23 protein-coding genes and 1 tRNA gene are annotated in these 24,521 nt (G+C 61.2%); 9 read left to right on the top strand and 15 right to left on the bottom strand.

What is annotated here, in order from left to right; all coding sequences use genetic code 11:
- Positions 1 to 24: 24 nt before the first annotated feature.
- Positions 25 to 1,479 carry an NCS1 family nucleobase:cation symporter-1 gene (locus AC1DNK_RS11685; protein ID WP_112385844.1) on the bottom strand — a complete coding sequence of 485 codons (1,455 nt, stop codon included), beginning with the start codon at positions 1,477 to 1,479 and terminating at the stop codon, positions 25 to 27.
- A gap of 345 nt (positions 1,480 to 1,824) precedes the next feature.
- Here AC1DNK_RS11685 and rplS point away from each other — a divergent pair, with 345 nt between their 5' ends.
- The 4 genes from rplS to leuC all read left to right on the top strand — a co-directional run bounded on the left by rplS (position 1,825) and on the right by leuC (position 5,791).
- Positions 1,825 to 2,361, top strand: coding sequence for a 50S ribosomal protein L19 (gene rplS, locus AC1DNK_RS11680; protein ID WP_477941189.1), 537 nt, complete (start codon positions 1,825 to 1,827; stop codon positions 2,359 to 2,361).
- Between the two features lie 150 nt (positions 2,362 to 2,511).
- On the top strand, positions 2,512 to 3,309 hold the full coding sequence (locus AC1DNK_RS11675; RefSeq protein ID WP_477941187.1) for a transporter substrate-binding domain-containing protein: 798 nt from the start codon (positions 2,512 to 2,514) through the stop codon (positions 3,307 to 3,309).
- Positions 3,310 to 3,325: 16 nt separating this feature from the next.
- Positions 3,326 to 4,144 carry an amino acid ABC transporter permease gene (locus tag AC1DNK_RS11670; protein ID WP_477941185.1) on the top strand — a complete coding sequence of 273 codons (819 nt, stop codon included), beginning with the start codon at positions 3,326 to 3,328 and terminating at the stop codon, positions 4,142 to 4,144.
- Positions 4,145 to 4,381: 237 nt separating this feature from the next.
- Positions 4,382 to 5,791, top strand: coding sequence for a 3-isopropylmalate dehydratase large subunit (leuC, locus tag AC1DNK_RS11665; protein ID WP_477941184.1), 1,410 nt, complete (start codon positions 4,382 to 4,384; stop codon positions 5,789 to 5,791).
- Between the two features lie 63 nt (positions 5,792 to 5,854).
- On the opposite strand, the gene AC1DNK_RS11660 is transcribed toward leuC, so the two are convergent.
- Positions 5,855 to 6,685: an aldo/keto reductase gene (locus AC1DNK_RS11660; RefSeq protein WP_477941182.1), complete on the bottom strand. Its 831-nt coding sequence runs from the start codon at positions 6,683 to 6,685 to the stop codon at positions 5,855 to 5,857.
- A gap of 97 nt (positions 6,686 to 6,782) precedes the next feature.
- Positions 6,783 to 7,331, bottom strand: coding sequence for a L,D-transpeptidase family protein (locus AC1DNK_RS11655; RefSeq protein WP_477941180.1), 549 nt, complete (start codon positions 7,329 to 7,331; stop codon positions 6,783 to 6,785).
- 141 nt (positions 7,332 to 7,472) lie between these two features.
- Between AC1DNK_RS11655 and AC1DNK_RS11650 the strand changes: the two genes are divergently transcribed.
- Both AC1DNK_RS11650 and AC1DNK_RS11645 read left to right on the top strand, forming a co-directional pair.
- Positions 7,473 to 8,156, top strand: a complete 684-nt coding sequence (locus AC1DNK_RS11650; protein ID WP_112385851.1) for a response regulator transcription factor — start codon at positions 7,473 to 7,475, stop codon at positions 8,154 to 8,156.
- Between the two features lie 13 nt (positions 8,157 to 8,169).
- Entirely contained in the window at positions 8,170 to 8,625 is a 456-nt protein-coding gene (locus AC1DNK_RS11645) for a cyclic nucleotide-binding domain-containing protein (protein ID WP_112517796.1), read from the top strand.
- On the opposite strand, the gene AC1DNK_RS11640 is transcribed toward AC1DNK_RS11645, so the two are convergent.
- From AC1DNK_RS11640 to tesB, 6 genes are all read right to left on the bottom strand, one after another.
- Positions 8,626 to 9,429, bottom strand: a complete 804-nt coding sequence (locus AC1DNK_RS11640) for an exodeoxyribonuclease III (protein WP_477941178.1) — start codon at positions 9,427 to 9,429, stop codon at positions 8,626 to 8,628. It abuts the gene before it with no gap.
- 123 nt (positions 9,430 to 9,552) lie between these two features.
- Positions 9,553 to 10,221 carry an outer membrane lipoprotein carrier protein LolA gene (locus AC1DNK_RS11635; RefSeq protein ID WP_112385854.1) on the bottom strand — a complete coding sequence of 223 codons (669 nt, stop codon included), beginning with the start codon at positions 10,219 to 10,221 and terminating at the stop codon, positions 9,553 to 9,555.
- Positions 10,222 to 10,357: 136 nt separating this feature from the next.
- Entirely contained in the window at positions 10,358 to 13,024 is a 2,667-nt protein-coding gene (locus AC1DNK_RS11630) for an FtsK/SpoIIIE family DNA translocase (protein WP_477941176.1), read from the bottom strand.
- A gap of 243 nt (positions 13,025 to 13,267) precedes the next feature.
- Positions 13,268 to 14,638 (bottom strand): ammonium transporter, encoded by a 1,371-nt coding sequence (locus AC1DNK_RS11625; protein ID WP_112385856.1) that lies wholly within the window; start codon positions 14,636 to 14,638, stop codon positions 13,268 to 13,270.
- 28 nt (positions 14,639 to 14,666) lie between these two features.
- Positions 14,667 to 15,017 (bottom strand): P-II family nitrogen regulator, encoded by a 351-nt coding sequence (locus AC1DNK_RS11620; RefSeq protein ID WP_162698828.1) that lies wholly within the window; start codon positions 15,015 to 15,017, stop codon positions 14,667 to 14,669.
- 210 nt (positions 15,018 to 15,227) lie between these two features.
- Complete coding sequence (tesB, locus tag AC1DNK_RS11615; protein WP_112517798.1) at positions 15,228 to 16,112, bottom strand: acyl-CoA thioesterase II; 885 nt, start codon at positions 16,110 to 16,112, stop codon at positions 15,228 to 15,230.
- Positions 16,113 to 16,146: 34 nt separating this feature from the next.
- Between tesB and AC1DNK_RS11610 the strand changes: the two genes are divergently transcribed.
- Positions 16,147 to 17,409 (top strand): ubiquinone biosynthesis hydroxylase, encoded by a 1,263-nt coding sequence (locus AC1DNK_RS11610; protein WP_310296403.1) that lies wholly within the window; start codon positions 16,147 to 16,149, stop codon positions 17,407 to 17,409.
- On the opposite strand, the gene AC1DNK_RS11605 is transcribed toward AC1DNK_RS11610, so the two are convergent.
- The 4 genes from AC1DNK_RS11605 to AC1DNK_RS11590 form a co-directional block, all read right to left on the bottom strand.
- On the bottom strand, positions 17,406 to 17,594 hold the full coding sequence (locus AC1DNK_RS11605) for a Trm112 family protein (RefSeq protein ID WP_112385859.1): 189 nt from the start codon (positions 17,592 to 17,594) through the stop codon (positions 17,406 to 17,408). The genes AC1DNK_RS11610 and AC1DNK_RS11605 overlap by 4 nt on opposite strands.
- 9 nt (positions 17,595 to 17,603) lie before the next feature.
- Positions 17,604 to 18,275 carry an LON peptidase substrate-binding domain-containing protein gene (locus AC1DNK_RS11600; protein ID WP_112385860.1) on the bottom strand — a complete coding sequence of 224 codons (672 nt, stop codon included), beginning with the start codon at positions 18,273 to 18,275 and terminating at the stop codon, positions 17,604 to 17,606.
- Between the two features lie 102 nt (positions 18,276 to 18,377).
- Entirely contained in the window at positions 18,378 to 19,361 is a 984-nt protein-coding gene (trxA, locus tag AC1DNK_RS11595; RefSeq protein ID WP_477941173.1) for a thioredoxin, read from the bottom strand.
- 58 nt (positions 19,362 to 19,419) lie between these two features.
- On the bottom strand, positions 19,420 to 19,929 hold the full coding sequence (locus AC1DNK_RS11590; protein ID WP_112540508.1) for a prolyl-tRNA synthetase associated domain-containing protein: 510 nt from the start codon (positions 19,927 to 19,929) through the stop codon (positions 19,420 to 19,422).
- 253 nt (positions 19,930 to 20,182) lie between these two features.
- On the opposite strand from AC1DNK_RS11590, the gene AC1DNK_RS11585 reads away from it, so the two are divergent.
- Positions 20,183 to 20,257 (top strand) — tRNA-Gly (locus tag AC1DNK_RS11585).
- Between the two features lie 169 nt (positions 20,258 to 20,426).
- Entirely contained in the window at positions 20,427 to 21,758 is a 1,332-nt protein-coding gene (locus AC1DNK_RS11580) for a glucoamylase family protein (RefSeq protein ID WP_477941415.1), read from the top strand.
- Here the strand turns inward: AC1DNK_RS11580 and AC1DNK_RS11575 are convergent.
- Positions 21,755 to 22,795 (bottom strand): ABC transporter ATP-binding protein, encoded by a 1,041-nt coding sequence (locus AC1DNK_RS11575; protein ID WP_477941171.1) that lies wholly within the window; start codon positions 22,793 to 22,795, stop codon positions 21,755 to 21,757. The two genes, AC1DNK_RS11580 and AC1DNK_RS11575, sit on opposite strands and share 4 nt — an antisense overlap.
- Positions 22,792 to 24,462, bottom strand: coding sequence for an ABC transporter permease (locus AC1DNK_RS11570; protein ID WP_477941168.1), 1,671 nt, complete (start codon positions 24,460 to 24,462; stop codon positions 22,792 to 22,794). The genes AC1DNK_RS11575 and AC1DNK_RS11570 overlap by 4 nt, the downstream gene beginning before the upstream one ends.
- Positions 24,463 to 24,521: the final 59 nt, after the last annotated feature.

The following is a 24,521-nucleotide window of genomic DNA, read 5'->3' as shown; positions in this document are numbered from 1 at the left end:
CCCGGAGACCAGGCGCCTTGTTTGTCAGGTGGCGGCGCCAACGGCAGAGCCGCGCGTGCTCATCCTCAGCACGTAATAGACCAGGCCACCGATGCCGACGCCGAAGAACCAGCCATAGGTACCCCACCAATCCGGCAGGATCGATGTGAAGGTCGGCAGGATCGACGAAAACACCACGCCGACGATGAATGCGATGAAGGCGTTCGCATGCCAGCCGTTCTGGAAGCGGAATTCGCCGTCTTCCCGGTAAAGGGCCGCGACATTCAGTTCGCCCTTCCGGATCAGATAGTAATCCACCATCATCACCCCGAAGATCGGCCCCATCGTCGAGCCGATGAAGTTGACGAAATGCGCCGCACCCGTCTCCCAGGGCGCGAACGGATAAAGCACCAGCGCGATCAGAGCCGCGATATAGCCGCCCCGCTTGAAGCTGATCTGCCGCGGGAAGACGTTCGAGAAGTCGAAGGCCGGAGACACGAAGTTGGCAACGACGTTGATGCCGAGCGTCGCGACCGCAAAAGTCAAAGCCGCCAGCAGCGCCAGGAACCAGCTGTCGAACTTCGCCGAGATCGCTTCCGGATGCAGCAGCACCTCGCCATAGACGGTGAAAGCCGCCGTCGTTGTCACGCCAGCAACGAGGCAGAAGGCGAGAAGATTGATCGGAAGGCCCCAGAGGTTGCCCTTGCGCAGGGTCTTGGTGTCCTTGGCGTAGCGCGAGAAATCGCAGAAGTTCAGATAGAGCGCTGCGAAATAGGTGATCCATGTCGCGGCAACGGCGGCCAGCGCCGGGAACGAACCGGGTTCGCCGGGCACGCCTGCATCCTTGGTCTTCTCAAGCAGAACATCGCGCGGGATTTCGCTGCCGAAGGAGAAGGTCCCCGCCTTGACGACGAGATAGACCGCAAGCACCAGCATCATGATCCAGACCGCAGGCCCGGCCCAATCCTGAAACTTGCGGACGGTTTCCATGCCGCGCTGGATGATCAGCAGCTGCAGCGCCCAGATGATCACATAGCAGATCAGCTCCAGCGTCGAGTGACCGAGCATATGGCTGTTCTGGTGGAAGGCGAGAATGCTGTCGTTGCGGATAAGGAGCGCAACGATCGCGCCCGAAGCCGCCGCCGTCTGCGCGCCATACCAGAAGCAGGCAACGACGGCGCGCACCAGCGCCGGGAGGTTGGCGCCGAACGTGCCGAAGGAAGCGCGGGCGAGAACTGGAAAGGGTACGCCCGTCTTGACGCCGGCATTGCCGACAAGGCTCATCAGGCAGAAGATGACCAGCGAACCGATACCGATCGCAATCACGAAATTGATGAAGCTGCCGCACAGCAGGAAAAGACTTGCGGCGAGGTAATAACCCCAAAGACTATGGACGTCGGATGTCCAAACGTTGAAGATACTGAAGGCGCCCCATTTCCTCTCTTCTGCAGGCGCCAGGTCCTCGTTATACAACGAAGGCGATGGATTGCTTATCGACATTCATTCCCCTCCAAATTCCCACGGGTCATGATTTGGCCCGAATCAGAATCTGCTCCTAAATTAGGCATTCGACAAATATTTAATCAGGGAACTCGCTGCCTTGATTGCGCGCAGCATCCGGCGGCAGGCATACGAGACCGGCGATCATTGCGGTTTTTCAGAGCGGGAGGGGTGACAAAGCCTGCGCGATAGGGTATGCGCACGCCCGGAATGGGAAAAAATCCCATCAACCACGTAAAGAAAAGCAGACGAATTCGCTCCTGCCTTCACCGGCATATATCCGAGGCTTCGCCAAAGATAGATCGTAGAGCGCTCTGGCTGTTGAACCAACAAAGAGGTTGAGTCATGAACGTCATTCAGCAGCTTGAGGCCGAACAGGTCGCCAAGATCGAAGCCAAGCGCACCCTGCCTGAATTCTCCCCGGGCGACACCGTCCGCGTCAACGTGAAGGTCACGGAAGGTACGCGTACCCGCGTCCAGGCCTACGAAGGCGTTTGCATCGCCCGCTCTGGCGGCGGCCTGCAGGAAAACTTCACGGTCCGCAAGATTTCCTACGGCGAAGGCGTCGAGCGCGTATTCCCGGTTTATTCGCCGATGATCGAAAGCGTCGAAATCGTTCGCCGCGGTAAGGTCCGTCGCGCCAAGCTCTACTACCTGCGCGACCGTCGCGGTAAGTCTGCCCGTATCGTTGAGGACACCGGCGTTCGCGCCCGCAAGCTCAACGACGCCGAGCGCGCCGCCGTTGCCGAGGAAAAGGCACGTCTGGAAGCTGAAAAGGTTGCAGCAGCACAGGCTCTCGCCGCCGAAAAGGCAGCAGCCGAAGCCGCTGAAGCAAAGGCAGCTGCAGAAGCAGCAGCCGCTGCTGAGCCTGCAGCAGAATAAGTTCTGCCCAGCGCAAAATTCTTGCATGAAAAGGCGGTCTTCGGGCCGCCTTTTCTGTTTTAGAGCCGCAGCCGCGCACTGGCCGCTCTTGCCATCGCCTTCTCTTCTATGACAGTTTCCGCCAGCCACATTTTACCGGGGATTTTCAGCATGCTTTTCCGCCGCACCATTCTCGCGGGCCTCGCGGCCCTTTCTCTTGCACCGCTCGCCGCTGCTACGGAAAGCCTGCCCGATCTCGGCGGCAAGTCGGTCGTGGTTGTCACCGAAAACGCCTATCCCCCGCTGCAGTTCGTCGATCCGAAATCCGGCAAGCAGATCGGCTGGGAATATGATGCGATGAACGAGATCGCCAAGCGGCTGAATTTCAAGGTCGAGTACCAGAACACCAGCTGGGACGCGATGATCCAGGCGGTCTCCGACAATCAGTACAACATCGGCATGACCGGCATCACCATCAAGGACGACCGCAAGGCGAAGGTCGATTTCTCCGACCCCTACATGCGCTCGCAGCAGTTCATGCTTGTCCGCGCCGATGAAAGCCGCTTCACCGACGGCAAGACCTTCGGCGCCTTCAAGGATGGCCTGGTCGGCGCCCAGCCGGGCACCTCGCCCTTCTATACCGCCGTCTACGAAATCCTCGACGGCAACGAGCAGAACCCGCGCATCAAGCTCTTCGAAACCTTCGGCGCCACCGTTCAGGCCCTGAAGACCGGAGACGTCGATACGGTGCTGACCGACGGCGTCGCCGCCAAGGGCTATGTGGATGCCTCGAACGGCACACTCAAGGTCATCGGCGGCCCGCTCGGCACCGAGGACTTTGGCTTCATCTTCCCGAAGGGCTCGGACCTCGTTGCCCCGGTCAACGCCGCCATTGCCAGCCTCAAGGCCGACGGCACGCTCGACGCGCTGAACAAGAAGTGGTTCCTCGACTACAAGATGGGCCAGTAATTCCGGATCATCGCAGATGGCGCCACACCCATCCCCGCGATCCGAGAAGGGCGACTATCCCTGGTGGCTGGTCGCCCTTGCCGTTATCGGCATCATCCTCGCCATCGTCATTGTCACCAACGGCATTTATGCGCAGGTCTTCCAGACCGTCTTCAACGGCGTCTGGATCACTGTTTTCGTCACCATCGTCGCCTTTGTGCTGGCAACGATCCTCGGCCTTGGAATCGCACTCCTCGGGCTGTCCGACAGCAAGGTGCTGCGGCAGATCTCGCGTTTCTATATCGAGATCATCCGCGGCATCCCCATGCTGGTGCTGCTGTTCTACGTCGCCTTCGTCGGCGCGCCCGGCATTGTCGCTGCCTATAATTTCCTGATCACGCCACTGGTGAAATCGGGCATAGCCGAGCCCATTCTCGTTCGCGACCTGTCGCTGATGTGGCGGGCGATCATCGCGCTGATGATCGGTTATTCCTCCTTCATCGCCGAAGTCTTCCGCGCCGGCATCCAGTCCGTCGATCACGGCCAGATCGAAGCCGCCAAGGCGCTCGGCCTGTCGCGCTATCACCGCTTCCGGCTCGTCATCTTTCCGCAGGCGATCCGCGTCATCTTCCCGCCGCTCTCCAACGACTTCGTCTCGATGGTGAAGGATAGTTCGCTGGTCTCCGTGCTCGGCGTCTCCGACATCACGCAGATGGGCAAGGTCTATGCCTCCGGCTCCTTCCGCTTCTTCGAGACCTATTCGATCGTCACCTACATCTACCTGATCCTGACGATCGGCCTGTCGCTGGGGTTGAGACAGGTGGAGCAGCGGATGCGCCGCAGGCACGGGCGATAGTCCTGACGATTCGAATTGCCGTTTATGAGAAAAATCGCTATATCCAGCCTCATGGAAAGCAAGTTCAAGTGCACAGGCGCGCATATTTTCGTGCTGCAGGACCATTATCGCCTGCCGGCGCGGTTCTTTGCGTGCGTTTCGGGCGCTCTCAACAGCCGACTTCGTTGATCGAATGACGGCCGGCGGGCTTTTCCGCCATTTCCTTTTTCCATTGCATCCAAAAACGGACATACCGCTATGAGCGCACTGCGTACCCTTTACGACAAGATCTGGGACGATCACCTAGTCGACGAACAGGCCAATGGCACCTGTCTTCTCTACATCGACCGCCATCTGGTCCATGAAGTCACCTCCCCGCAGGCTTTCGAAGGCCTGCGCATGACGAACCGCAAGGTTCGTGCGCCGGAGAAGACGCTGGCGGTGGTCGATCACAACGTTCCGACCTCTCCCGATCGCCACCTCGGCATCAAGAACGAGGAAAGCCGCATCCAGGTCGAGCAGCTGGCGATCAATGCCGCCGAGTTCAACGTCGAGTATTACTCGGAGAACGACAAGCGCCAGGGCATCGTCCACATCATCGGACCGGAACAGGGCTTCACCCTGCCGGGCATGACGATCGTCTGCGGCGACAGCCACACATCGACGCACGGCGCCTTCGGCTCGCTTGCCCACGGTATCGGCACCTCTGAGGTCGAGCATGTTCTCGCCACCCAGACGCTGATCCAGAAGAAGGCGAAGAACATGCTGGTGCAGGTCGACGGCCAGCTGCCGCCGGGCGTCACCGCCAAGGACATCGTTCTCGCCATCATCGGCGAAATCGGCACGGCCGGCGGTACCGGCTACGTCATCGAATATGCCGGTGAAGCCATCCGCGCGCTGTCGATGGAAGGCCGCATGACGATCTGCAACATGTCGATCGAAGGCGGCGCCCGCGCCGGCCTGATTGCGCCTGACGAGATCACCTTCGAATACCTGAAGGACAAGCCGCGTGCGCCGAAGGGCGCCGAGCGCGAACAGGCGATCGCCTACTGGAAGACGCTGAAGACCGACGAAGGTGCCCATTTCGACCGCATCGTCAAGCTCAACGCCGCCGAACTGCCGCCGATCGTCTCCTGGGGCTCCTCGCCTGAAGACGTCATCTCGGTTCAGGGCATCGTTCCGAACCCCGACGATATCAAGGACGAAACCAAGCGTACCTCCAAGTGGCGCGCGCTCGACTATATGGGCCTGAAGCCCGGTACGCCGATCACCGACATCAACATCGACCGCGTCTTCATCGGCTCCTGCACCAACGGCCGCATCGAAGACCTGCGCGAAGTTGCCAAGGTCGTCGAAGGCAAGACCGTTGCCTCCACCGTCAGCGCCATGATCGTCCCGGGCTCCGGCCTTGTGAAGGAACAGGCGGAGAAGGAAGGCCTCGACAAGATTTTCAAGGCGGCCGGCTTCGACTGGCGCGAGCCGGGTTGCTCGATGTGCCTCGCGATGAACGACGACCGCCTGAAGCCGGGCGAGCGCTGCGCCTCGACCTCCAACCGCAACTTCGAGGGCCGCCAGGGCTTCAAGGGCCGCACCCATCTCGTGTCGCCCGCCATGGCTGCTGCTGCGGCGATTGCCGGCCACTTCGTCGATATCCGCGAATGGAACTGAGCCTTTAGGTTCAGGACGTGAAAAGGGCGGCCTCGAGCCGCCCTTTTTTGTTTCTGAATAATATCAGAACGTCGCCGTGTAGGGATCCGGCCCCATCCGGGCGCCCTTGTCATCAAGCTTGGCGATCGCGGCCATATCGTCTGCATCCAGCTTGAAATCGAAGACGTTGAAATTCTCTTCAATGCGTGACGGCGTTACCGATTTCGGGATCACCACCAGTCCGGTATCGATATGCCAGCGGATGATCACCTGCGCCGGCGTCTTGCCATGCTTCTTGGCGATCTCACCGATGACGGAATTGGCGATGAACTTGCCCTGCCCGAGCGGGCTCCAGGATTCCGTTACGATGTTGAGCTTCTTGTGCGCCTCCTGCGCCGCCTTCTGCTGGAAGTCGGGATGCAGCTCGATCTGGTTGATCACGGGCACGACGCCGGTATCGCCGATGATGTGCTCCAGATGATCCGGATAGAAGTTCGACACGCCGATCGAGCGTGCCCGGCCCTCTTCCTTAATTTTCACGAAGGCCTTCCAGGTCTCGCGGTAGAGGCCGCGATGCGGCGACGGCCAGTGGACGAGGTAGAGATCGACATAGTCCATGCCGAGCTTCTTCAGGCTGCCGTCGAAGGCGCGAAGCGTATTGTCATAGCCCTGATCGGGGTTGCGCAGCTTGGTGGTGATGAAAACGTCCTTGCGGTCGAGACCGGAGGAGCGGAGGCCTTCGCCAACGCCCTGTTCGTTGTCGTAGCCGGACGCCGTGTCGATATGGCGGTAACCGGCCTGCAGCGCCTTCAGCACCGTCGGCGCGGCGATATCCTGCGGCGTCTGCCAGACGCCCAGGCCTACCTGCGGAATGGAATGACCGTCATGGAAAGTAATGATGGGTTGATTGGCCACAATATGTCTCCGTCAATTTGAAAGCCGGCGCGCCCGAGGCAGCGCGACGTCGAGAAGCCATATAGGACGGCGGCCAAGAATTATCACCCCTTGAGATTCAGAGAACCCGAACGACCGTGCCCTTGCGCATGTGGGGCAGCATGCGGCGCATGTCCTGCGGCTTGACGGCAACGCACCCGTCCGTCGGCTGGTAGCCGGGGCGGATCAGGTGGAAGAAGATCGCCGAGCCGCGATAGCGCGCCCGCGAAGACACGTTCCAGTCCATGACGAGGCAGACGTCGTAAAGGCCGTCCTTGCGCTTCAGTTCCTCATGGCTCGGTTTGAACGGCGCCTTGACCAGGCGGTTATAGTTGGCGTTCTCCGCCTGATCGCACCAGAGCATGCCGGCACGGATGCGCGAAAGCGCAAGCGGTGTCGCGATCCGCTGTGGACGCTCGCCGCGCCGGAAGCCGTACAGCAGCTTCATCGAGGCCACCGGCGTTGCCCCATCCCCCTCGCGCTTCAAGACGCTACGGCCCGTCCGGCCGATCGCTGCAGGCACGACGATAGGCCCGCACTGCACCAGCGCCCGGCTCTTTTTTCCCGGTTGAGGCCTGACAAGGATGGTGGAGATACGCTTTGCCGCTCTCTGCCTTGTTTTTTCCATTATTGTCACATGTTTTTGTTTTGCTTGGATGTTCGATGAAATCATATCGATCCGGGCGCTGCAACCGCGCGTCTTGCGCTCTTTGCCAATCATCGAATTTGGCGTAGGACTTGTAAGACGGAACCTGAGGAACAAAGCCGCATGACCGCACGCACCATTCTTCTGGTGGATGACGATGACGACCTCCGCGAAACCCTGACGGAGCAGCTCGCGCTCTATGAGGAATTCACGGTTCTCCAGGAATCGACCGCCGGCAAAGGCGTGCAGGCTGCCCGTGGAGCACCGATCGACCTTCTGATCATGGACGTCGGCCTGCCTGACATGGACGGCCGCGAAGCCGTCAAGCTGCTGCGCAAGGGCGGCTTCAAGGCACCGATCATCATGCTGACCGGCCACGACACCGATTCCGACACCATTCTCGGTCTTGAGGCCGGCGCAAACGATTACGTGACGAAGCCCTTCCGCTTCGCCGTCCTGCTCGCCCGCATCCGCGTGCAGCTGCGCCAGCACGAGCAGAGCGAAGACGCGACCTTTACGGTCGGTCCGTATCTCTTCAAGCCCAGCCAGAAGCTGCTGACCGCCGAAAACGGCCAGAAGATCCGGCTGACGGAAAAGGAAGCGGCGATCATCCGCTATCTCTATCGCGCCGAACAGAAGGTCGTGACCCGCGACGTGCTGCTCGAAGAGGTCTGGGGCTACAATTCCGGCGTCACCACGCACACCCTGGAAACCCACGTCTATCGCCTGCGCCAGAAGATCGAGCGCGACCCGTCCAATGCCGAAATCCTCGTCACCGAGAACGGCGGATACAAGATCATACCGTGAGGCAGATGCGCAGATGGCGCTGACAGACGACATCCACACGCTCTCGCAGCTGCCGCTCTTCAACGGCATGTCCGACGACCAGCTCCGCCTGGTCGCCTTCGGCGCCGATCGTCGTGTCATCTCCACCGGCCAGATGCTGTTCCGCGAAGGCTCTCCGGCGGAGAGCGCCTATGTGGTCACCAGCGGCGCGCTGGAACTCACCGTGATGGACAAGGATGGGCATCATCGCGTGCAGCGTGTCGCGGGACCCGGAACACTGCTTTCCGAACTTGCGCTGGTGACGCTGGTGGAGCGCAAATATACCGCGGTCGCCCGCGAGGATACCGGCATCATCCGCATCACTCGCTCGCTCTTCCATCGCCTCATCGAGGAATATCCGGAAGCCGCCAAACTCATCGAAAACCGTATCCGCGACAACATCGCGGAGCTCGCTGCGCGCGCCACGGCGCAGCTCCACCGCTTTTCCTGATCAGAGATTGAAGTAGGCCGTCACGGGAACGTGGTCGGATGGCTTTTCCCATCCGCGCGCTTCCTTGAGGATCTCGACACGCTGCAGCAGCGGCCCAAGATCGGATGATGACCAGATGTGGTCGAGCCGGCGGCCCTTGTCGGCCGCTTCCCAATCCTTGGCGCGGTAGCTCCACCACGTATAGAGCTTCTCATTGGCGGGCACATGCTGGCGCATCAGATCGAGCCAGGCGCCGCGCTTGATGACCTCAAGCAGCCCCTCGGTCTCAACAGGCGTATGGCTGACGATCTTAAGCAACTGCTTGTGCGACCAGACGTCGTGCTCCAGCGGCGCGATGTTGAGATCGCCGACCAGGATCGAGGACGTGTTGGGCTCGGCATTGGCCTTCAGCAGCTTCATCTCATCGACGAAATTGAGCTTGTGAGCGAATTTCGGGTTGATTGTGATGTCAGGCTCGTCGCCGCCTGCAGGCACATAGAAATTATGCAACCGGATCCGGCGCCCGCCACGTTCGAAGATACCCGAGATATGCCGCGCATGGCCGACATCGCCGTAGTCGAAGCGGTGATCCTCGACGATCGGCAGCCGCGATGCGATCGCCACGCCATGATAGCCCTTCTGGCCGTGAAACAGGATGTGCTCGTAGCCCATCGCCTTCAGCGGCGCCAAAGGGAACAGTTCGTTCGGAACCTTGGTTTCCTGCAGGCAGAGAATATCGGGCTGATGCTTGAGCAGGAATTTCTCGACGATCGGCATCCGGAGACGGACGGAATTGATGTTCCAGGTCGTGATCGAGAAGCTCATGCCAATGCCTTTCATCGAGGGGTGAAAAGGCTCTAGAGCAAAGCCGCGCCGGAGGAAACGGGCGACAAAAGAAAACGCCCGGACAAAGCCGGGCGTCGCCTCAATGAGATGAGATCGGCAGGATCAGTCGCGCGAGGCGGCCGTCCCAGGAATGCTTTCGTAAGGCACCCGGAACACCTTGTCGTCGAACTGCACGCCGGTCTTGACGTTGAACACCATCACGGAGGTGTCCTTGCCCTGGTTGTCGGTGATCGTCCACTGGCGCAGGTCATAGGTCTTCGGATCGAACATCATGGTGATCGTCGAATTGCCGAAAACGGTATTGTTGCCAAGCGCGATCGTCGTCAGGTCCGACTCTTCCTTGACGCTCTTCACCGAACCATCGCTGAGATTGATCTTCTGTGCCAGCAGCAGGCTGAGCGGCGTCTTCGACAGCGGATAGAGGTTCCAGGTCTTGAGCTTCAGATTGCCGATCGCGACATTCTTGCCGTCGGCAATCACCCGGATTGGCGACGGGTCGTCGTAGTTGAAGCGCAGCTTGCCGGGCCGTTCGATGAAGAACTTGCCACCCGTCTGCTCGCCGCGCGGACCAAACTGCACGAACTCGCCCTGCATGGTACCGACGCTCGAAAAATGGTCGGCGATCGCCTGTGCCGTCGAAGAGCCCGCGGCTGCCGCCTGAGCAAAAGCATTGAACGGTAATGCGGCCGACAAGGCGCCGAGCGCCATCGCGCCCAGCATATGGCGGCGCGTCAGCGAAAAGCCGTTCAGGAATGAATCGGAGTTGTTCATCTAGGTCTCCTTTATGCGACCTGCTTGCTGCCGAAAGGCGGCGTCTTCATGGCGCAGACGCATAGCTGCGAGAGGTAACGTTTTCGAGGCGATCAGGTTTCCGTGAAGCCGTTGCCTCGAAAGATTTTTTCGCGTGTCAGCGATCGAGTATATCACTTTCCGTCGGAACGAGGATCTCGCGTTTACCAGCATGGTTGGCGGGACCGATGATTCCTTCCTGCTCCATACGCTCGATCAGCGATGCAGCACGGTTATAACCGATGCCGAGACGGCGCTGAACATAGGACGTGGATGCCTTGCCATCGCGCAGCACGATGGCCACCGCCTGGTCGTAGGGATCGTCGGAATCGGCAAGATTGGAGGTGCCGGCCGGGCCGCCACCGTAGTCACCGTCTTCGTCGTCGTCGGCCGTGATCGCATCGAGATACTGAGGCGCGCCCTGCGTCTTCAGGAACGAAACGATCTCCTCGACTTCCATATCGGCCACGAACGGGCCGTGGACACGCTGGATGCGGCCGCCGCCGGCCATGTAGAGCATGTCGCCCATGCCGAGCAGCTGTTCTGCGCCCTGTTCGCCAAGGATGGTGCGGCTGTCGATCTTCGACGTCACCTGGAAGGAGATGCGGGTCGGGAAGTTCGCCTTGATCGTACCGGTGATGACGTCGACGGACGGACGCTGCGTCGCCATGATGACATGGATACCAGCGGCACGCGCCATCTGCGCCAGACGCTGCACCGCGCCTTCGATATCCTTGCCGGCGACCATCATCAGGTCGGCCATTTCGTCGATGATGACGACGATATATGGCATCGGCTGCAGATCGAATTCTTCCGTCTCGTACATCGCCTCGCCGGTATGGCGGTCGAAGCCGGTCTGCACGGTACGCGAGATCTGCTCGCCCTTGGCAAGCGCCTGCTCGACGCGGGCATTGAAGCCATCGATATTGCGGACGCCGATCTTCGACATCTTCTTGTAGCGCTCTTCCATCTCGCGGACGGTCCACTTGAGCGCAACGACGGCCTTCTTCGGATCGGTAACCACGGGCGACAGCAGATGCGGGATGCCGTCATAGACGGAGAGTTCCAGCATCTTCGGATCGATCATGATCAGGCGGCACTGTTCCGGCGTCATCCGGTAGAGCAGCGACAGGATCATCGTGTTGATGGCGACCGACTTGCCCGAACCGGTGGTACCGGCGACCAGCAGATGCGGCATCTTGGCGAGGTCAGCGATGACGGCTTCGCCGCCGATCGTCTTGCCAAGCGCCATGGCGAGCTTCGCCTTGGAGCCCTCGAAATCACGCGAGGCGATCAGCTCGCGCAGATAGACGGTCTCGCGGGTCGAATTCGGCAGTTCGATGCCGATGGCGTTGCGGCCCGGCACGACGGCGACGCGGGCAGCGATCGCGCTCATCGAGCGGGCAATATCGTCGGCAAGGCCGATGACACGGGACGACTTGATACCCGGAGCAGGCTCCAGTTCGTAGAGCGTGACGACGGGGCCAGGACGGACATGAATGATCTCGCCCTTGACGCCGAAATCTTCGAGAACGCCTTCGAGCATCCGGGCATTCTGCTCCAGCGCATCGGCGGACAGCGTGCTGTCGCGGACGACATTCTTCGGCTCGGCCAGAAGATGCATCGGCGGCAGCTGGAAACCTTCGGGACGGATGAAGCTGCCCTGCGATTCGCGGTCAAGACGCGCACCTGGCTTCGGGCGCGATGCTGCAGGCGTCACCCGCGGCTCCTGCTTGCCACCGGAACGCGCCGGGGCGCGCATCATCCAGCCGTCTTCGTCGTCATCAGGCAGGATATCGGCGGGGCGGGGCGGCATGTCGGTGTCAAACGCATCATCGTCGTCATCGTCATCGAGCGAAATCGACGGCGCGGAGACGATACGGCGCTGCGAGGCCGCACCCACATCCATCGACGGGTCCATGCGCTCGCCGCGGCCGGCAGGCGCCTTGGCGCGCACCGGCTCGTTGAGCTTGCCGAATTCGTCATCGTTGAAATCGTAGGGCGATTCGAAGTCGCTCTGGCGGCGCTTGCGCGGACCCATGCCGAAGAGCCGGCGCATACGCGCCTGACTCATGTACCAGGCATGCGTCAGCGCGCCGAAGGCAAGCCAGCCACCTTCATCGTCACCATCATCCTCATCGGCTTCGCCAACCGAACGCGCCTTGGAGCGCGTTTCGTTAAAGTCCTCGGCAATATCGTCATCTTCTTCGGTGCGGCCAACCAGACCGGCCGCAAACAGCATCATCCAGACGGTCGGCACCGCGAAGACGCAGCCGACGGCGGTTGCGAATGTTCCGGTCGGATAGGCGCCGACGAACAGCGCCGGGAAGCGCAGAATCATGTCGCCGATGACGCCGCCGATACCGTTCGGGATCGGCCAGGTGAGTGGTGGCGGAAAGCAGCCGATGACGGCAGAGGAAAGCACCGAGCCGAGCGCCCACGCACCGCCGCGCGCCGGGATGCGGCTGATATGACGGCCGGAGATCATCGCCAAAGCCCAGGCAACGACTGGCAGAAGCGCACTGACGCTGGCAAGCCCGAAGAACTGCATCGCCAGATCGGCAAAAGCAGCGCCGCTATAGCCGAGGATATTGCTCGGCGCATTGCCTGTTGCGTAGGAATAGCTCGGGTCGGCGACGTTCCATGTGGCCAGCGCCGCAACGGCAAGCGCCAGCATCAGGAAGATCGCAAAGCCCAGAAGAGCCTGCGCCTGCCTGAACAGGAACCCTGAAAGGGAGAAACGGTCCGGCCGGCTATCGATCGCCGGCGACGTGCTTCTTGCCATATGTCCTACCGTCCATGTGCTGCGGCGCGAATCGCTCGCGCAATTCACGCAGAATGCGTCTCTTCCACCTAACCAGAGGACGGTTAAAGCGGTGTTAACCATGACATCAGGGTATTAGTATGTTGAAAATAAAAGGGCCCGAACCTTGGAAGGTCCGGGCCAAAATGCGGTCTATGTTTTCGATAGGCCGCGACGGGCTGTTCAGCGGCGCCCTTTTTTTTGCCGGGCGCCGCAATCCCTTGATTACGAGTGGTAGGCAGCTTCGCCATGGGTCGCGAGGTCGAGACCTTCGCGCTCGGCTTCGACGGCAACACGCAGGCCGACGATGAGGTCGACGACCTTGTAGAGGATCGCCGAACCGACGCCGCACCATACGATGGTGGTGGCGATAGCCGTCAGCTGGGTGACGACCTGGCCGCCCATCGTTACACCTTCGGCATAACCGACGCCGCCGAGCGACGCGCTGGCGAAGATGCCGGTGGCGATAGCACCGAACATGCCGCCGACGCCGTGAACGCCGAAGACGTCAGCCGTGTCGTCATAGCCGAACTTGTTCTTCACGACCGAGACGAAGAAGTAGCAAAGCGGCGAAACGATCAGACCCATGACGATCGCGCCCATCGGGCCGACGATGCCGGCAGCAGGCGTGATGGCAACGAGACCAGCGACCATGCCGGAAGCGCCACCGAGCATCGATGCCTTGCCGCGCGTAAGCGTTTCGACGATTGCCCAGGAGATGACGGCAGCAGCGGTGGCAACGAAGGTGTTGACCGTTGCGAGCATGGCGCCGCCCGAAGCTTCGAGGTTGGAGCCGGCGTTGAAGCCGAACCAGCCGAACCAGAGCATCGAGGCACCGACCATGGTCAGCGTCATCGAATGCGGAGCCATCATGTCCTTGCCGTAGCCGGTACGCTTGCCGACCATGATCGCGCCGATCAGACCGGCAACGCCGGCGTTGATGTGAACGACCGTGCCGCCTGCGAAGTCCAGCGCGCCCATCTTGAAGAGCAGGCCGTTGGCGTCCCAGACCATATGAGCGATCGGGAAGTAGACGAAGGTTGCCCAGAGCGCGCAGAACAAAACGACTGCCGAGAACTTGATGCGTTCGGCAAAGGCGCCGACGATCAGGGCAGGCGTGATGGCAGCAAAGGTCATCTGGAACATCGCGAAGATGAACTCAGGAATGACAACGCCCTGCGAGAAGGTCGCAGCCGTCGTATCTTTGGTGACGCCGGCAAAGAACATCTTGGCCGTGCCGCCCCAATACGGGCTTTCCGATCCGCCGAAGGCGAAGGAGTAGCCGTAGATGACCCAGATCAGCATCAGAACCGCAGCGACCATCGTGCACTGCATCAGAACCGAAAGCATGTTCTTGGCGCGAACGAGACCGCCGTAGAACAGTGCCAGGCCAGGCAGGATCATGAAGAGAACCAGCAGCGTGGAGATGAACATGAAGGCGGTGTCGCCCTTGTCGGCGACCGGAGCAGCAGCGGCGGCAGCGGCCGGAGCGGCCGTCGTCGCGGCGTCCTGTGCAAAAGCAGCGACCGGCGCCAGAAGCGCAGCCGATGCAGCGCCGAACCGCGCAAATGTGGAAGAAAACTTCGAAATTGACATTGGTAAAAAGCTCCTTGCTCAGCGGTTCTTAGAGCGCTTCGGTATCGGTTTCGCCCGTGCGGATGCGGACGGCGTGGTCGATGGAGTAGACGAAGATCTTGCCGTCGCCGATCTGGCCGGTCTTGGCCGACGATGCGATGGCTTCGACCGCCTTGTCGACGATCTCGGTGGCGACTGCGATTTCGATCTTGAGCTTCGGCAGGAAGCTGACCGCATATTCGGTGCCGCGATAAATTTCAGTATGTCCCTTTTGGCGCCCGTAGCCCTTAACTTCGGTCACGGTCAGGCCTTGGATGCCGATCGCGGTGAGGGCTTCGCGGACCTCATCGAGCTTGAACGGCTTGATAATGGCCATCACAATTTTCATCTGGTTTCCCATCCTTCGTTATCCTCGGCACGGAGCCGACTCTCCTTGCCACTGACGTTTGCGAGCAGCGACCGGGGATATACATTCAAGGGGCGTGCCAGATTCGAGGCGCGTTATAAGTTATTGAAAAGTAAAGACGATATCGAGGGATGCCAATTTTGAGGCATTTGGCGGCGCAATAAAAGCTTAAATAATGCGCAAAACTGCGAATATGCACATTATTTATTCATCTGCCTTTTTCCGAATCAACCCCTCCTGGGCGACCGACGCAATCAGAACACCCGAGCGCGTAAACAGGCTACCGCGTGTCAGCCCGCGAGCACCCGAGGCAGAGGGGCTATCCTGGGTGTAGAGCAGCCAGTCGTCGAGTTTGTCCGGCCGGTGAAACCACATGGAATGGTCGAGGCTTGCGACTTGCAGCGTCTGATCGAAAATCGACGTCCCATGCGCATAAAGGGATGTGTCGAGCAGCGTCATGTCGGAGAGATAGGCGAGCACCGCTGCCTGATAGAGCCTGTCATCCGGCACCGGGCCTGTGGCGCGCACCCAGACGTCCTGCCGTGGCTCCAGCTTCTCGCTCGAGAAATAATGCGTCAGCGAAACCGGCCGGATCTCGATCGGCCGCTCGCGCTCCCAATACTTACGGATCGCAGCCGGCGCGTGAGCAAGGTACTGATCCTTGATCTGCTGTTCGCCGAGAAGCTTTTCCGGCGGCGGCACATCCGGCATTCCGGCCTGATGGTCGAAGCCCGGCTCCTCGATCTGAAACGAGCAGGAAAGCGCGAAGATCGCCTTGCCGTGCTGGATGGCGACGACGCGGCGGGTATTGAAGCTCGATCCGTCGCGAATGCGCTCGACCTGATAGATGATCGGCACCGAAGGATCGCCTGGACGCATAAAATAGGCGTGCAGCGAATGCACGATCCGCCCGGGCTCGATTGTCCGCTGCGCCGCCATCAGCGCCTGGCCGATCACCTGCCCGCCGAAGACTCGCTGCCAACCGACCTGCGGACTGCGGCCGCGAAAGATGTCGATTTCGATCGGCTCGAGGTCGAGCGTCGCGAGAAGGGTTTCCATGGCGGTCGGTTTTGCCGCAGCTGCGGTCATTTGCGTGCCCCCGGCAGTAGGAAGTAAGGGAGCGATGATCTATATAGATCGCGATTGTATTCACAAGGCTGAGGAGTGGGCGATGCTTGATATGCTGGTTGTTGGCGGTGGCTATGTGGGCCTGTCCGCGGCGGTGGCGGTCAAGCAGGCGGCGCCGCATCTTGATGTTGCCGTCGTCGAGGCAGCACCCGAGCATGTCTGGCAGAAGGACATGCGGGCGTCCGCCATCATCGCCGCCGCCGCCAAGATGCTGGAGGTTTTCGGCATTTGGGAAAATATCCGCGGCGAGGCCCAGCCGATCACCAAGATGATCGTCACCGATTCCAAGACATCGGATCCCGTTCGTCCGGTGTTCCTGACCTTCGACGGCGAGATCGAAGATGGCAGGCCCTTTGCGCATATGATCCCCAATGCGGTGATGGTCCGCGAGTTGCGCGGCGTCTGCGAGCGGCTCGGCATCGAGATCCGCCATGGGCTCAGCGCCACCGGGCTGAAGACCGGCGAAAATAACTCGACGGTGGAGCTGTCGGACGGCAGCAGCATCGAGGCGCGCCTGGTGGTCGCCTGCGACGGCGTGCGTTCCAAACTGCGCGACCTCGCCGGCATCAAGACCGTCAGCTGGGACTACGGGCAATCCGGCATCGTCGCGACCGTCGAGCACGAGCGGCCGCATAACGGCTGTGCCGAGGAGCATTTCCTGCCCTCCGGACCCTTCGCCATCCTGCCGCTGACCAAAAATCGCTCGTCCCTCGTCTGGACCGAAGGCACCAGCGATGCCAACCGCCTCGTCGCCGGCGACGATCTGATTTTCGAGGAAGAGCTGGAGCGCCGCTTCGGCCACAAGCTCGGCGCGCTGAAGGTGATCGGCGTCAAACGCGCCTTCCCGCTCGGGCTGACGCTGGCCCGGTCATTCGTGGCGCCGCGCTTCGCGCTTGCCGGCGATGCCGCCCACGGCATTCACCCGATATCGGGCCAGGGCCTCAATCTCGGCTTCAAGGATGTCGCCGCACTTGCCGAAACCATCGTCGAAGCCGATCGCCTCGGCCTCGATATCGGCTCGATCAACATTCTGGAGCGCTACCAGACCTGGCGCCGTTTCGACACGTTCCGTATGGGCGTAACGACGGATGTTCTGAACCGGCTGTTTTCGAATGATATGACGCCGGTCCGCATCGCCCGCGATGTCGGCCTCGGCATCGTCGATCGGCTGCCCGGCCTGAAGTCGTTCTTCATTGGCCAGGCGGCGGGAACGACCACCAAGTCCAATCCGCGCCTTCTCGCCGGTGAAGCGATCTAGTCGTCCAGCCTTCGGGCCTCGGAAACCAGCATGATCGGGATCCCGTCGCGGATCGGATAGGCAAGCCTCGCCTTTTCCGAGACCAGCTCATTGAGCTCCCGGTCATAGCTCAACCTGCCTTTCGTCAACGGGCACACAAGCAGTTCCAGAAGCTTCGGATCGACGCGGCTGAGTTTTTCGTCCATTCCGGTTGCTTACTGCAAAACCGTGTCGGAGTCACCGAAGACCCGCGCCAGAACGATCTCGGTAATGGCAATCAGCGTTTCCGCTCGCGTCTTCAGGTCGGGCGCCTCCAGCAGCGCCTGCTTTTCGGCCGGGCCGAAGGGCGACATCATGGCCAGCGAATTGACGAGCGTCAGATTGCTCGCGCGTTCGACGCTGTCCCAATCCGCTTCCAGCTTGTTGGCATCGAGATAGGCCCTGAAGGCCGAAAGAAGCGCTGAGCGATCGACAGCATCCTCTTCGTCGCGCGCCGAAAGATCGGAAATGAACGGCGCGATCCGGAAGGTACGAAACGGCTCGTGCGTCACCTTTTCGCCGATCAGCCGGAAGCGGCAGATGCCGGTCAGCGAGACGATATAGCGGCCATCGCCGGTCTCTGCGAAAGATGTGATCCGGCCGACACAGCCTACGGGTGCAAGATTGCACTCGCCGCTCTTGTCATCGGTCTCGACGAGCGCCGGCTGCACCATGCCGATCAGCCGGTTTCCGGCCATCGCCGCATCGAACATCGCGAGATAACGCGGCTCGAAAATGTTTAAGGGGAGTTGCCCGGTCGGCAGGAGGAGAGCGCCGGTCAGGGGGAAAACGGCGACGGTTTCCGGCAGATCACCGGGTTTCAAATATCTCGCATTCCCGACTTGCATGAAATTTCGTCCCGCATTCTTCAGGCAGGAAAAATCGGAGCCCTTGCCATCCCTTTTGAATGTGGTGCCCCCGCTCAAAAACGCAAGGGCACCCGCCTCAAGTTAGGAGAACAGCATCGCGGAAAGCTTGCGCCGCGCAGCGATAGTTGCCGGGTCCTTGAAGCCCCAGACATCGAAGAACTGCAGCAGTTGGCGCCGCGCGCCGTCGTCGTCGAAAGTGCGGTCCTTGCGCATGACCGTCAGCAGATGCTCGGCCGCCTCGTCGCGGCGTCCCTCGACGTTGCGGATCTTGGCGAGCTTCACCCGTGCTTCATGGTCATCGGGATTACCGGCAAGCACCTGCTCCAGCGCAAAGGGGTCGCCGAGCTTGCGGGCCTCCTCGATCTGATCGAGCTTCTTGAGAACGGCCTGGATGCCGGCATCTTTGGCAAGCTCCTCAGGCAGATCGGTCAGCGCCTCGCGGGCGCGCTCATGCTGGTTGGCAGCAATCATGCATTCCGCCATGCCGGCAAGCGCCTTGGCATTTTCCGGATCGGCCTGCATCACCGCGCCGTAGAGCTGCGCCGCGCCGTTGACATCGCCCGAAGTCAGAAGACCGGCTGCCTCTTCGAGCACAGCTTCGATCTCGGCCGCCTGATCGGCACCGGCAGGACCTGCAAGACGATCGATGAACTGGCGAACCTGGCTCTCCGGCACCGCACCCATGAAGCCGTCAGCCGGACGACCGCCGACGAAGGCGATGACGGCGGGAATCGACTGGATGCCGAGCTGGCCTGCAATCGACGGATGATCGTCGATATTCATCTTCACCAGCTTCACCCGCCCCTGAGCCTCGTTGACGACCTTTTCCAGAACAGGCGTCAGCTGCTTGCACGGGCCGCACCACGGCGCCCAGAAATCGACGAGAACCGGCTGGTTGCGCGAGTCCTCGATGACGTCTTTCGTGAAGTTCGCCGTCGTCGTGTCCTTGATATAGCTGCCCGCTGCCGCCGGCGCGGAAGCAGCCTGCGGCGCACCGCCGCCATAGGTCGCCGTTGCCGACATCGTGCCGTAGGACGTGCTGTAGGGGTTGTCGTTGCCGCTCATAGGTATCTCCCGCCAATGCCGGTCGCGCCCGGCTTTTTTCTAGCGCTAAAATCGTATGTCAGGCCGTGACTTTCAAGACAAGCGGCTTGTGACCCGTCGCTTCCATGAAGCGGATGAGATCGGCGCTGGCAATGGAGGTCGTCGCATCGTTGGAAAGCGGATGGCAGTTGACGATCTCTTCCTTCATCAGATCGGCATCGAGAACGAAGGTGACGTTGCTGCCGGTATCGTTGATCGCCCCGAACGCAGTGACCGATCCCGGAATCACGCCCAGATATTCCATCAGCTTTTCCGGCTTGCCGAACGAAACCTTGCTGGCAGCACCGATCAGCGTGTGCACCGTCTTCAGATCGACGCTCGCATGCTCTTCGACGGTCAGCAGAAAGAACTGGTCCTTCTTGTCCTTCACGAAGAGGTTTTTCGTATGGCCGCCTGGAATCTCGTCGCGCAGCGACACAGATTCGGCAACTGTGAACACCGGCGCATGATCCTTCGTGGCATGCTGGATGCCGAGCTCGTCGAGAAAGGCAAAAAGCTCGTCGCGGGTCTTCGGCTTCGTATCGGTCATTGCGCCATCCATCTCACAAAAATTGCGGGCAGGCGCTTTGATTAAGTCCGGGCCTCAGCTTTTGCAATGCGCGCGATCGACGCTTTCGCCCGGATTTGCGGCATTTTCGGAAGTTTTTCCAAAGGCTTACAATTTTTCTTCGCCTCGCCGTCATTTCCCTGTTGCATTTGAAAATCGTTTGGGCGATATAGCGCCCGTCGCCGCAAGGTGGCGCCCACGGTCCTCACAACTACCACAGGCCATGGGATTATGAGCGGGTGTAGCTCAGTGGTAGAGCACAACCTTGCCAAGGTTGGGGTCGAGGGTTCGAACCCCTTCGCCCGCTCCAAACTTCCTCCAGGACACAAAATTGAAGAGAAAGCGCTCCAGCGCTCTGCCGGTCTTCGCCCTGTTCCCAGCCGACGATCCATTCAAGCCGCACACCGCCTTTCAAAAAGGTTTGATTTGCGCGCAACGCGTTGCCATGTTGAAGCAGGGCGAAAATGAATGGTTTGAGTATGCTGCAACGACTCGACGATACGGATGCTGCGCTGATCGACAGGCTGCAACAATCCGCCTTCAACTACTTCCTGAAACACACGAACCCTGACAACGGGCTTGTCGCCGACACGTCGGTCGATGGTGTGCCGTGCAGCATCGCTGCCGTCGGCTTCGCGCTGTCGTCCTATACGGTCGGCGTCGAACGCGGCTGGCTCACCCGGGCGGCAGCGGTTGAGCGGACACTGGCGACCGTGCGGTTCTTTGCCGGAAGCCATCAGGGCCGGGAACGCCACGCGACCGGTTATCGCGGCTTCTATTACCACTTCCTGCACATGGATACCGGTCACCGCGCCTGGAACAGCGAGCTGTCGACCATCGACACGACGTTGCTGGCCGCCGGCATGCTGACGGCCGCCGCCTATTTCGACCGCGCCGATGACAGCGAGCGGGAAATCCGCGATCTCGTCAAAACCATCTACGAGCGCATCGACTGGACCTGGGCGCTGAACAAGGGCCAGACCATCTCGATGGGCTGGAAGCCCGCCAGCGGCTTCCTGCGCTGGCGTTGGCAGGGATATGACGAGGCGGTGCTGCTCTATACGCTGGCGCTCGCCTCACCCACGCACCCGATCCCGCAGGCGAGCTACGACGCCTTTACCTCGAGCTATTCCTGGATGCTTCACAAGGAGCAGGCCTATCTTTATGCCGGTCCACTGTTCATTCATTTCTTCTCGCATGCCTGGATCGATTTCCGCGGCATCCAGGACCGCCCGATGGCGGTGCGCGATTGGGACTATTTCCGCAACACGCAGGTTTCGATCGCCGTGCAGCGCGATTACGCCGTGCGCAATCCCGGGCATTTCGTCGGCTACAACAAGGACGTCTGGGGATTGTCGGCGTCCGATGGCCCGCCGCCGAGCCGCCATATGCGCGGCGGACGCCATCCGAAGGTGCTGGGCTATGCGGCGCGCGGCGCGCCGCTCGGGCCTGATGACGGCACGATTGCGCCGTGGGCAGCACTCGCATCGCTTCCCTATGACCGTCAGGCGGCGATAGACGGCACCAAGGCCCTGCTCGAGACCTATCCCGATCTCATCTACGAAGGCCGCTTTCCGGGTGGCTTCAATCCGACCGTGAAGACCAAGCGGCCCGAGGGCTGGGTGGACGACCGCTGCGTCGGCATCGACCAGGGCTTGCTGGTGATGACGATCGAGAACGACCGCTCGGATTTCATCTGGAGCCTGATGCGGCAATCGCCGGTTATTCGCCTTGGGCTGGAGCGTGCCGGCTTCACCGGCGGCTGGCTGGAACAGAGCGACGAAATCGATGCGAGCCGGAAGACGGCTTAGCGGACGCTGAAAACGTGGGCCTTGCCAGCGATGTCGAGACGGACGCGATCGCCGGTCTCCGGCAAGGCGACGCTCGATGTCTTGATGAGAATGGGCGGCAGCGCCACACCTTCCAGTGAGACGGCGACCGTGCAGGTCGCGCCACCGAATTCCACTTCAACCACCCGCCCGTGATAGGCGGGCTGGCTGTCATCGGGAACGACGCGGATCTGCTCGGGCCGCAGCATGATCTCGGCCTTGCCCTGATGATCGCCATCGACGGCAACCTTGCCCAGCGCGCAATCGGCAAATCCGTTGCGAACGATAGCGGGCAGCATGACGGCATCACCCAGAAACAGCGCCGTCTCGCGATCTCTCGGCTGCAGATAAAGCTTCTGCGGCGAACCGGCCTGCACCAGCTTTCCATCACGCAGCACCGCCACCTGATCGGCAAAGGACAGCGCCTCACCCTGATCGTGCGTGACGAGAATGGTGGTGATCCCGGCCGCCTGCAACACGCGGGCAACGGCCTTGCGCATGTTTTCGCGAAGACCGGTATCCAGCGCCGAGAAGGGTTCGTCGAGCAGCATCAGCCGCGGCTTGCGACCGAGCGCACGCGCAAGAGCGACACGCTGCTGCTGGCCGCCTGAGAGCTGATGCGGGCGGCGCGTCAGCATGTTGCGGTCGAGCTCGACCATATCGAGCAGCTCGAGGATCCGCTTGTCGCGATCGGCCGCACCCCGTTCGAAGCCGAAGCCGATATTGTCGGAGACGCTCAGATGCGGAAACAGTGCACCGTCCTGCGATACGATGCCGATGCCGCGCTTATGGGCGGGCACGGCGGACGGGCCATTGGCGAGAACTTCGCCATCAAGGCAAACCTTGCCCTGATCCGGACGCTCGAAACCGGCAATCAGCCGCAGGAGCGTGGTCTTGCCGGAACCGGACGGTCCGACGACCGCGGTGCGGCTGCCCGCCGGCACATCCAGCGACACATTGTCGAGCGCCGTCACCGGGCCATAGCGCTTGCTGGCGGATTGGATCGAGAGCAGCGTCATTGTCCGGCAGTCCGTTTCGATTGAACGTAGAGAAGCAGCGTCAGCGGCAGCGACAGGATGATCATCATCACAGCATAGGGCGCTGCGGAGACATAATCGATCTCGCTGGTCAGCGACCAGAATTTCGTCGACAGCGTTTCGACGCCGTTTGGCGACAGCATCAGCGTCGCCGTCAGCTCGTTGGTGATGCCGAGGGCGACAAGCGCGATGCTGGCGGCAAAGCCCGGTGCGGCGAGCCGCATGGTGATCTGGCGAACGGCTTGCGCCGGCGTGCGGCCAAGGCCCATCGCCGCCCGTTCCAGCTCCACCGGCGCCTGCGCGATGCTGGCGCGCAGGCCAACCATGGCACGCGGCAGGAACAAGAGAACATAGGCGACGGTCAGCGTCGCGAACGTCTGGTAGAGCGGCAGCACGAGGCGCACGGTAATTGTCACCAGCGCCAGCGCCACGACGACGCCGGGCAGCGAGCCGACATAATAGTGGCAGGCTTCGAGGAAGCGTTGGAAGCGCCCGGGTGCTCGGACCGAAAGCCATGCCATCGGCACGGCAGCGATCGTCGTCAGAATGCCGCCGGCGACCGCAAGCACGATCGTCTGCAGAAAAGCATTGCCGACGGTATCGATACGCCAGATCTCCGCACCGCCGAGATAGAGCCAGCGTCCGAGCGTCACCAGGGGAACACCGAGCGTCAGGACGGCAACGACGACGGGGAGCAGAATGGCCGGAACCACGAACCATCCGAGCCTGCGCCGGTCGGCCGGCCGCGCCGAACCGGAACCGACCCGGGCATAACGCTCGTTGCCGCGAACCAGAATTTCGAGGCCGAGCAGGAACAGGCAGCAACCAACCAGCACGCCGCCCAGCATGTTGGCGGCAGGGCTGTTATAAGCCGACTGGAACTGATCGACGATCGCCGTCGCGAACGTGTCGAAACGGATCATCACATATAGCCCGTATTCCGACAGCAGATGGAGCGCGATCAGCAGCGAGCCGCCGCAGATTGCCAGCCGCAGCTGCGGCAGCACGGTCCGGAAAAACACCTGCCATGGGTTCAGCCCGAGAGAAGCCGCCGCATCCTCGATGGCCGGATCGAGCCGCCGGAGAGCGGCTGCCACGGGCAGATAAAGAAACGGATAGTAAGCGAGCACCGAAACGAAGACGCCGCTTTCCAGCCCGCGCATGCCGGGCACGAGGCTGATCCAGGCATAGCTGTGCACGAAGGCGGGCACCGCAAGCGGCGCGACCGCAAGCCATGACCACAGACGTGAAAACGGAATATCGGTCCGCTCGGTCAGCCAGGCGAGCGTCACCGCAAGCGCGATGGATAGCGGAATCGTCAGCGCTTCGAGAAGCACCGTGTTGACCATCAGCTCGCCGACGCGCGGCCGGAAGACCAGCGCCTTCACCGTGTCCCAGCCGACGTCATAGGTGATCCAGGCGATGAAGCCGAGCGGCACGAGGCTGAAGGCAGCGACGACCGTTGCGAAGACAACGACGGAAGCGTGCGGCATGCGCCCGCGAAGGGAAGCGATTGTGCTGACCGGCGCTTCATTGCCGGCAAGGCCGGTCACGAGCGATCTGTTGTCTTGCAGCAAGGCCGACGCCTTTGTGACGCTGAAAAAGGAAGGCAACCGCCTCGTCAGGAAGCGGTTGCCATGAGCGATCATGCCCTAGGGTTTTCTTGAGCCAAAAGCAATAGTTTTGACTCCTGGGCCCTGCGGCAGAT

The organism is Rhizobium sp. 01N424 (assembly GCF_056399485.1).
Note: the sequence above shows the minus strand (reverse complement) of the source record. Positions and strands in the feature narration are given on the sequence as shown.

Excerpts from the sequence above, each read along its gene's own strand:
- AC1DNK_RS11685 (WP_112385844.1), bottom strand. The coding sequence starts at position 1,479 with ATGTCGATAAGCAATCCATCGCCTTCGTTGTATAACGAGGACCTGGCG.
- rplS (WP_477941189.1), top strand. The coding sequence starts at position 1,825 with ATGAACGTCATTCAGCAGCTTGAGGCCGAACAGGTCGCCAAGATCGAA.
- AC1DNK_RS11675 (WP_477941187.1), top strand. The coding sequence starts at position 2,512 with ATGCTTTTCCGCCGCACCATTCTCGCGGGCCTCGCGGCCCTTTCTCTT.
- AC1DNK_RS11670 (WP_477941185.1), top strand. The coding sequence starts at position 3,326 with ATGGCGCCACACCCATCCCCGCGATCCGAGAAGGGCGACTATCCCTGG.
- leuC (WP_477941184.1), top strand. The coding sequence starts at position 4,382 with ATGAGCGCACTGCGTACCCTTTACGACAAGATCTGGGACGATCACCTA.
- AC1DNK_RS11655 (WP_477941180.1), bottom strand. The coding sequence starts at position 7,331 with ATGGAAAAAACAAGGCAGAGAGCGGCAAAGCGTATCTCCACCATCCTT.
- AC1DNK_RS11650 (WP_112385851.1), top strand. The coding sequence starts at position 7,473 with ATGACCGCACGCACCATTCTTCTGGTGGATGACGATGACGACCTCCGC.
- AC1DNK_RS11645 (WP_112517796.1), top strand. The coding sequence starts at position 8,170 with ATGGCGCTGACAGACGACATCCACACGCTCTCGCAGCTGCCGCTCTTC.
- AC1DNK_RS11640 (WP_477941178.1), bottom strand. The coding sequence starts at position 9,429 with ATGAGCTTCTCGATCACGACCTGGAACATCAATTCCGTCCGTCTCCGG.
- AC1DNK_RS11635 (WP_112385854.1), bottom strand. The coding sequence starts at position 10,221 with ATGAACAACTCCGATTCATTCCTGAACGGCTTTTCGCTGACGCGCCGC.
- AC1DNK_RS11630 (WP_477941176.1), bottom strand. The coding sequence starts at position 13,024 with ATGGCAAGAAGCACGTCGCCGGCGATCGATAGCCGGCCGGACCGTTTC.
- AC1DNK_RS11625 (WP_112385856.1), bottom strand. The coding sequence starts at position 14,638 with ATGTCAATTTCGAAGTTTTCTTCCACATTTGCGCGGTTCGGCGCTGCA.
- AC1DNK_RS11620 (WP_162698828.1), bottom strand. The coding sequence starts at position 15,017 with ATGGGAAACCAGATGAAAATTGTGATGGCCATTATCAAGCCGTTCAAG.
- tesB (WP_112517798.1), bottom strand. The coding sequence starts at position 16,112 with ATGACCGCAGCTGCGGCAAAACCGACCGCCATGGAAACCCTTCTCGCG.
- AC1DNK_RS11610 (WP_310296403.1), top strand. The coding sequence starts at position 16,147 with ATGATCTATATAGATCGCGATTGTATTCACAAGGCTGAGGAGTGGGCG.
- AC1DNK_RS11605 (WP_112385859.1), bottom strand. The coding sequence starts at position 17,594 with ATGGACGAAAAACTCAGCCGCGTCGATCCGAAGCTTCTGGAACTGCTT.
- AC1DNK_RS11600 (WP_112385860.1), bottom strand. The coding sequence starts at position 18,275 with ATGCAAGTCGGGAATGCGAGATATTTGAAACCCGGTGATCTGCCGGAA.
- trxA (WP_477941173.1), bottom strand. The coding sequence starts at position 19,361 with ATGAGCGGCAACGACAACCCCTACAGCACGTCCTACGGCACGATGTCG.
- AC1DNK_RS11590 (WP_112540508.1), bottom strand. The coding sequence starts at position 19,929 with ATGACCGATACGAAGCCGAAGACCCGCGACGAGCTTTTTGCCTTTCTC.
- AC1DNK_RS11580 (WP_477941415.1), top strand. The coding sequence starts at position 20,427 with ATGCTGCAACGACTCGACGATACGGATGCTGCGCTGATCGACAGGCTG.
- AC1DNK_RS11575 (WP_477941171.1), bottom strand. The coding sequence starts at position 22,795 with ATGACGCTGCTCTCGATCCAATCCGCCAGCAAGCGCTATGGCCCGGTG.
- AC1DNK_RS11570 (WP_477941168.1), bottom strand. The coding sequence starts at position 24,462 with ATGATCGCTCATGGCAACCGCTTCCTGACGAGGCGGTTGCCTTCCTTT.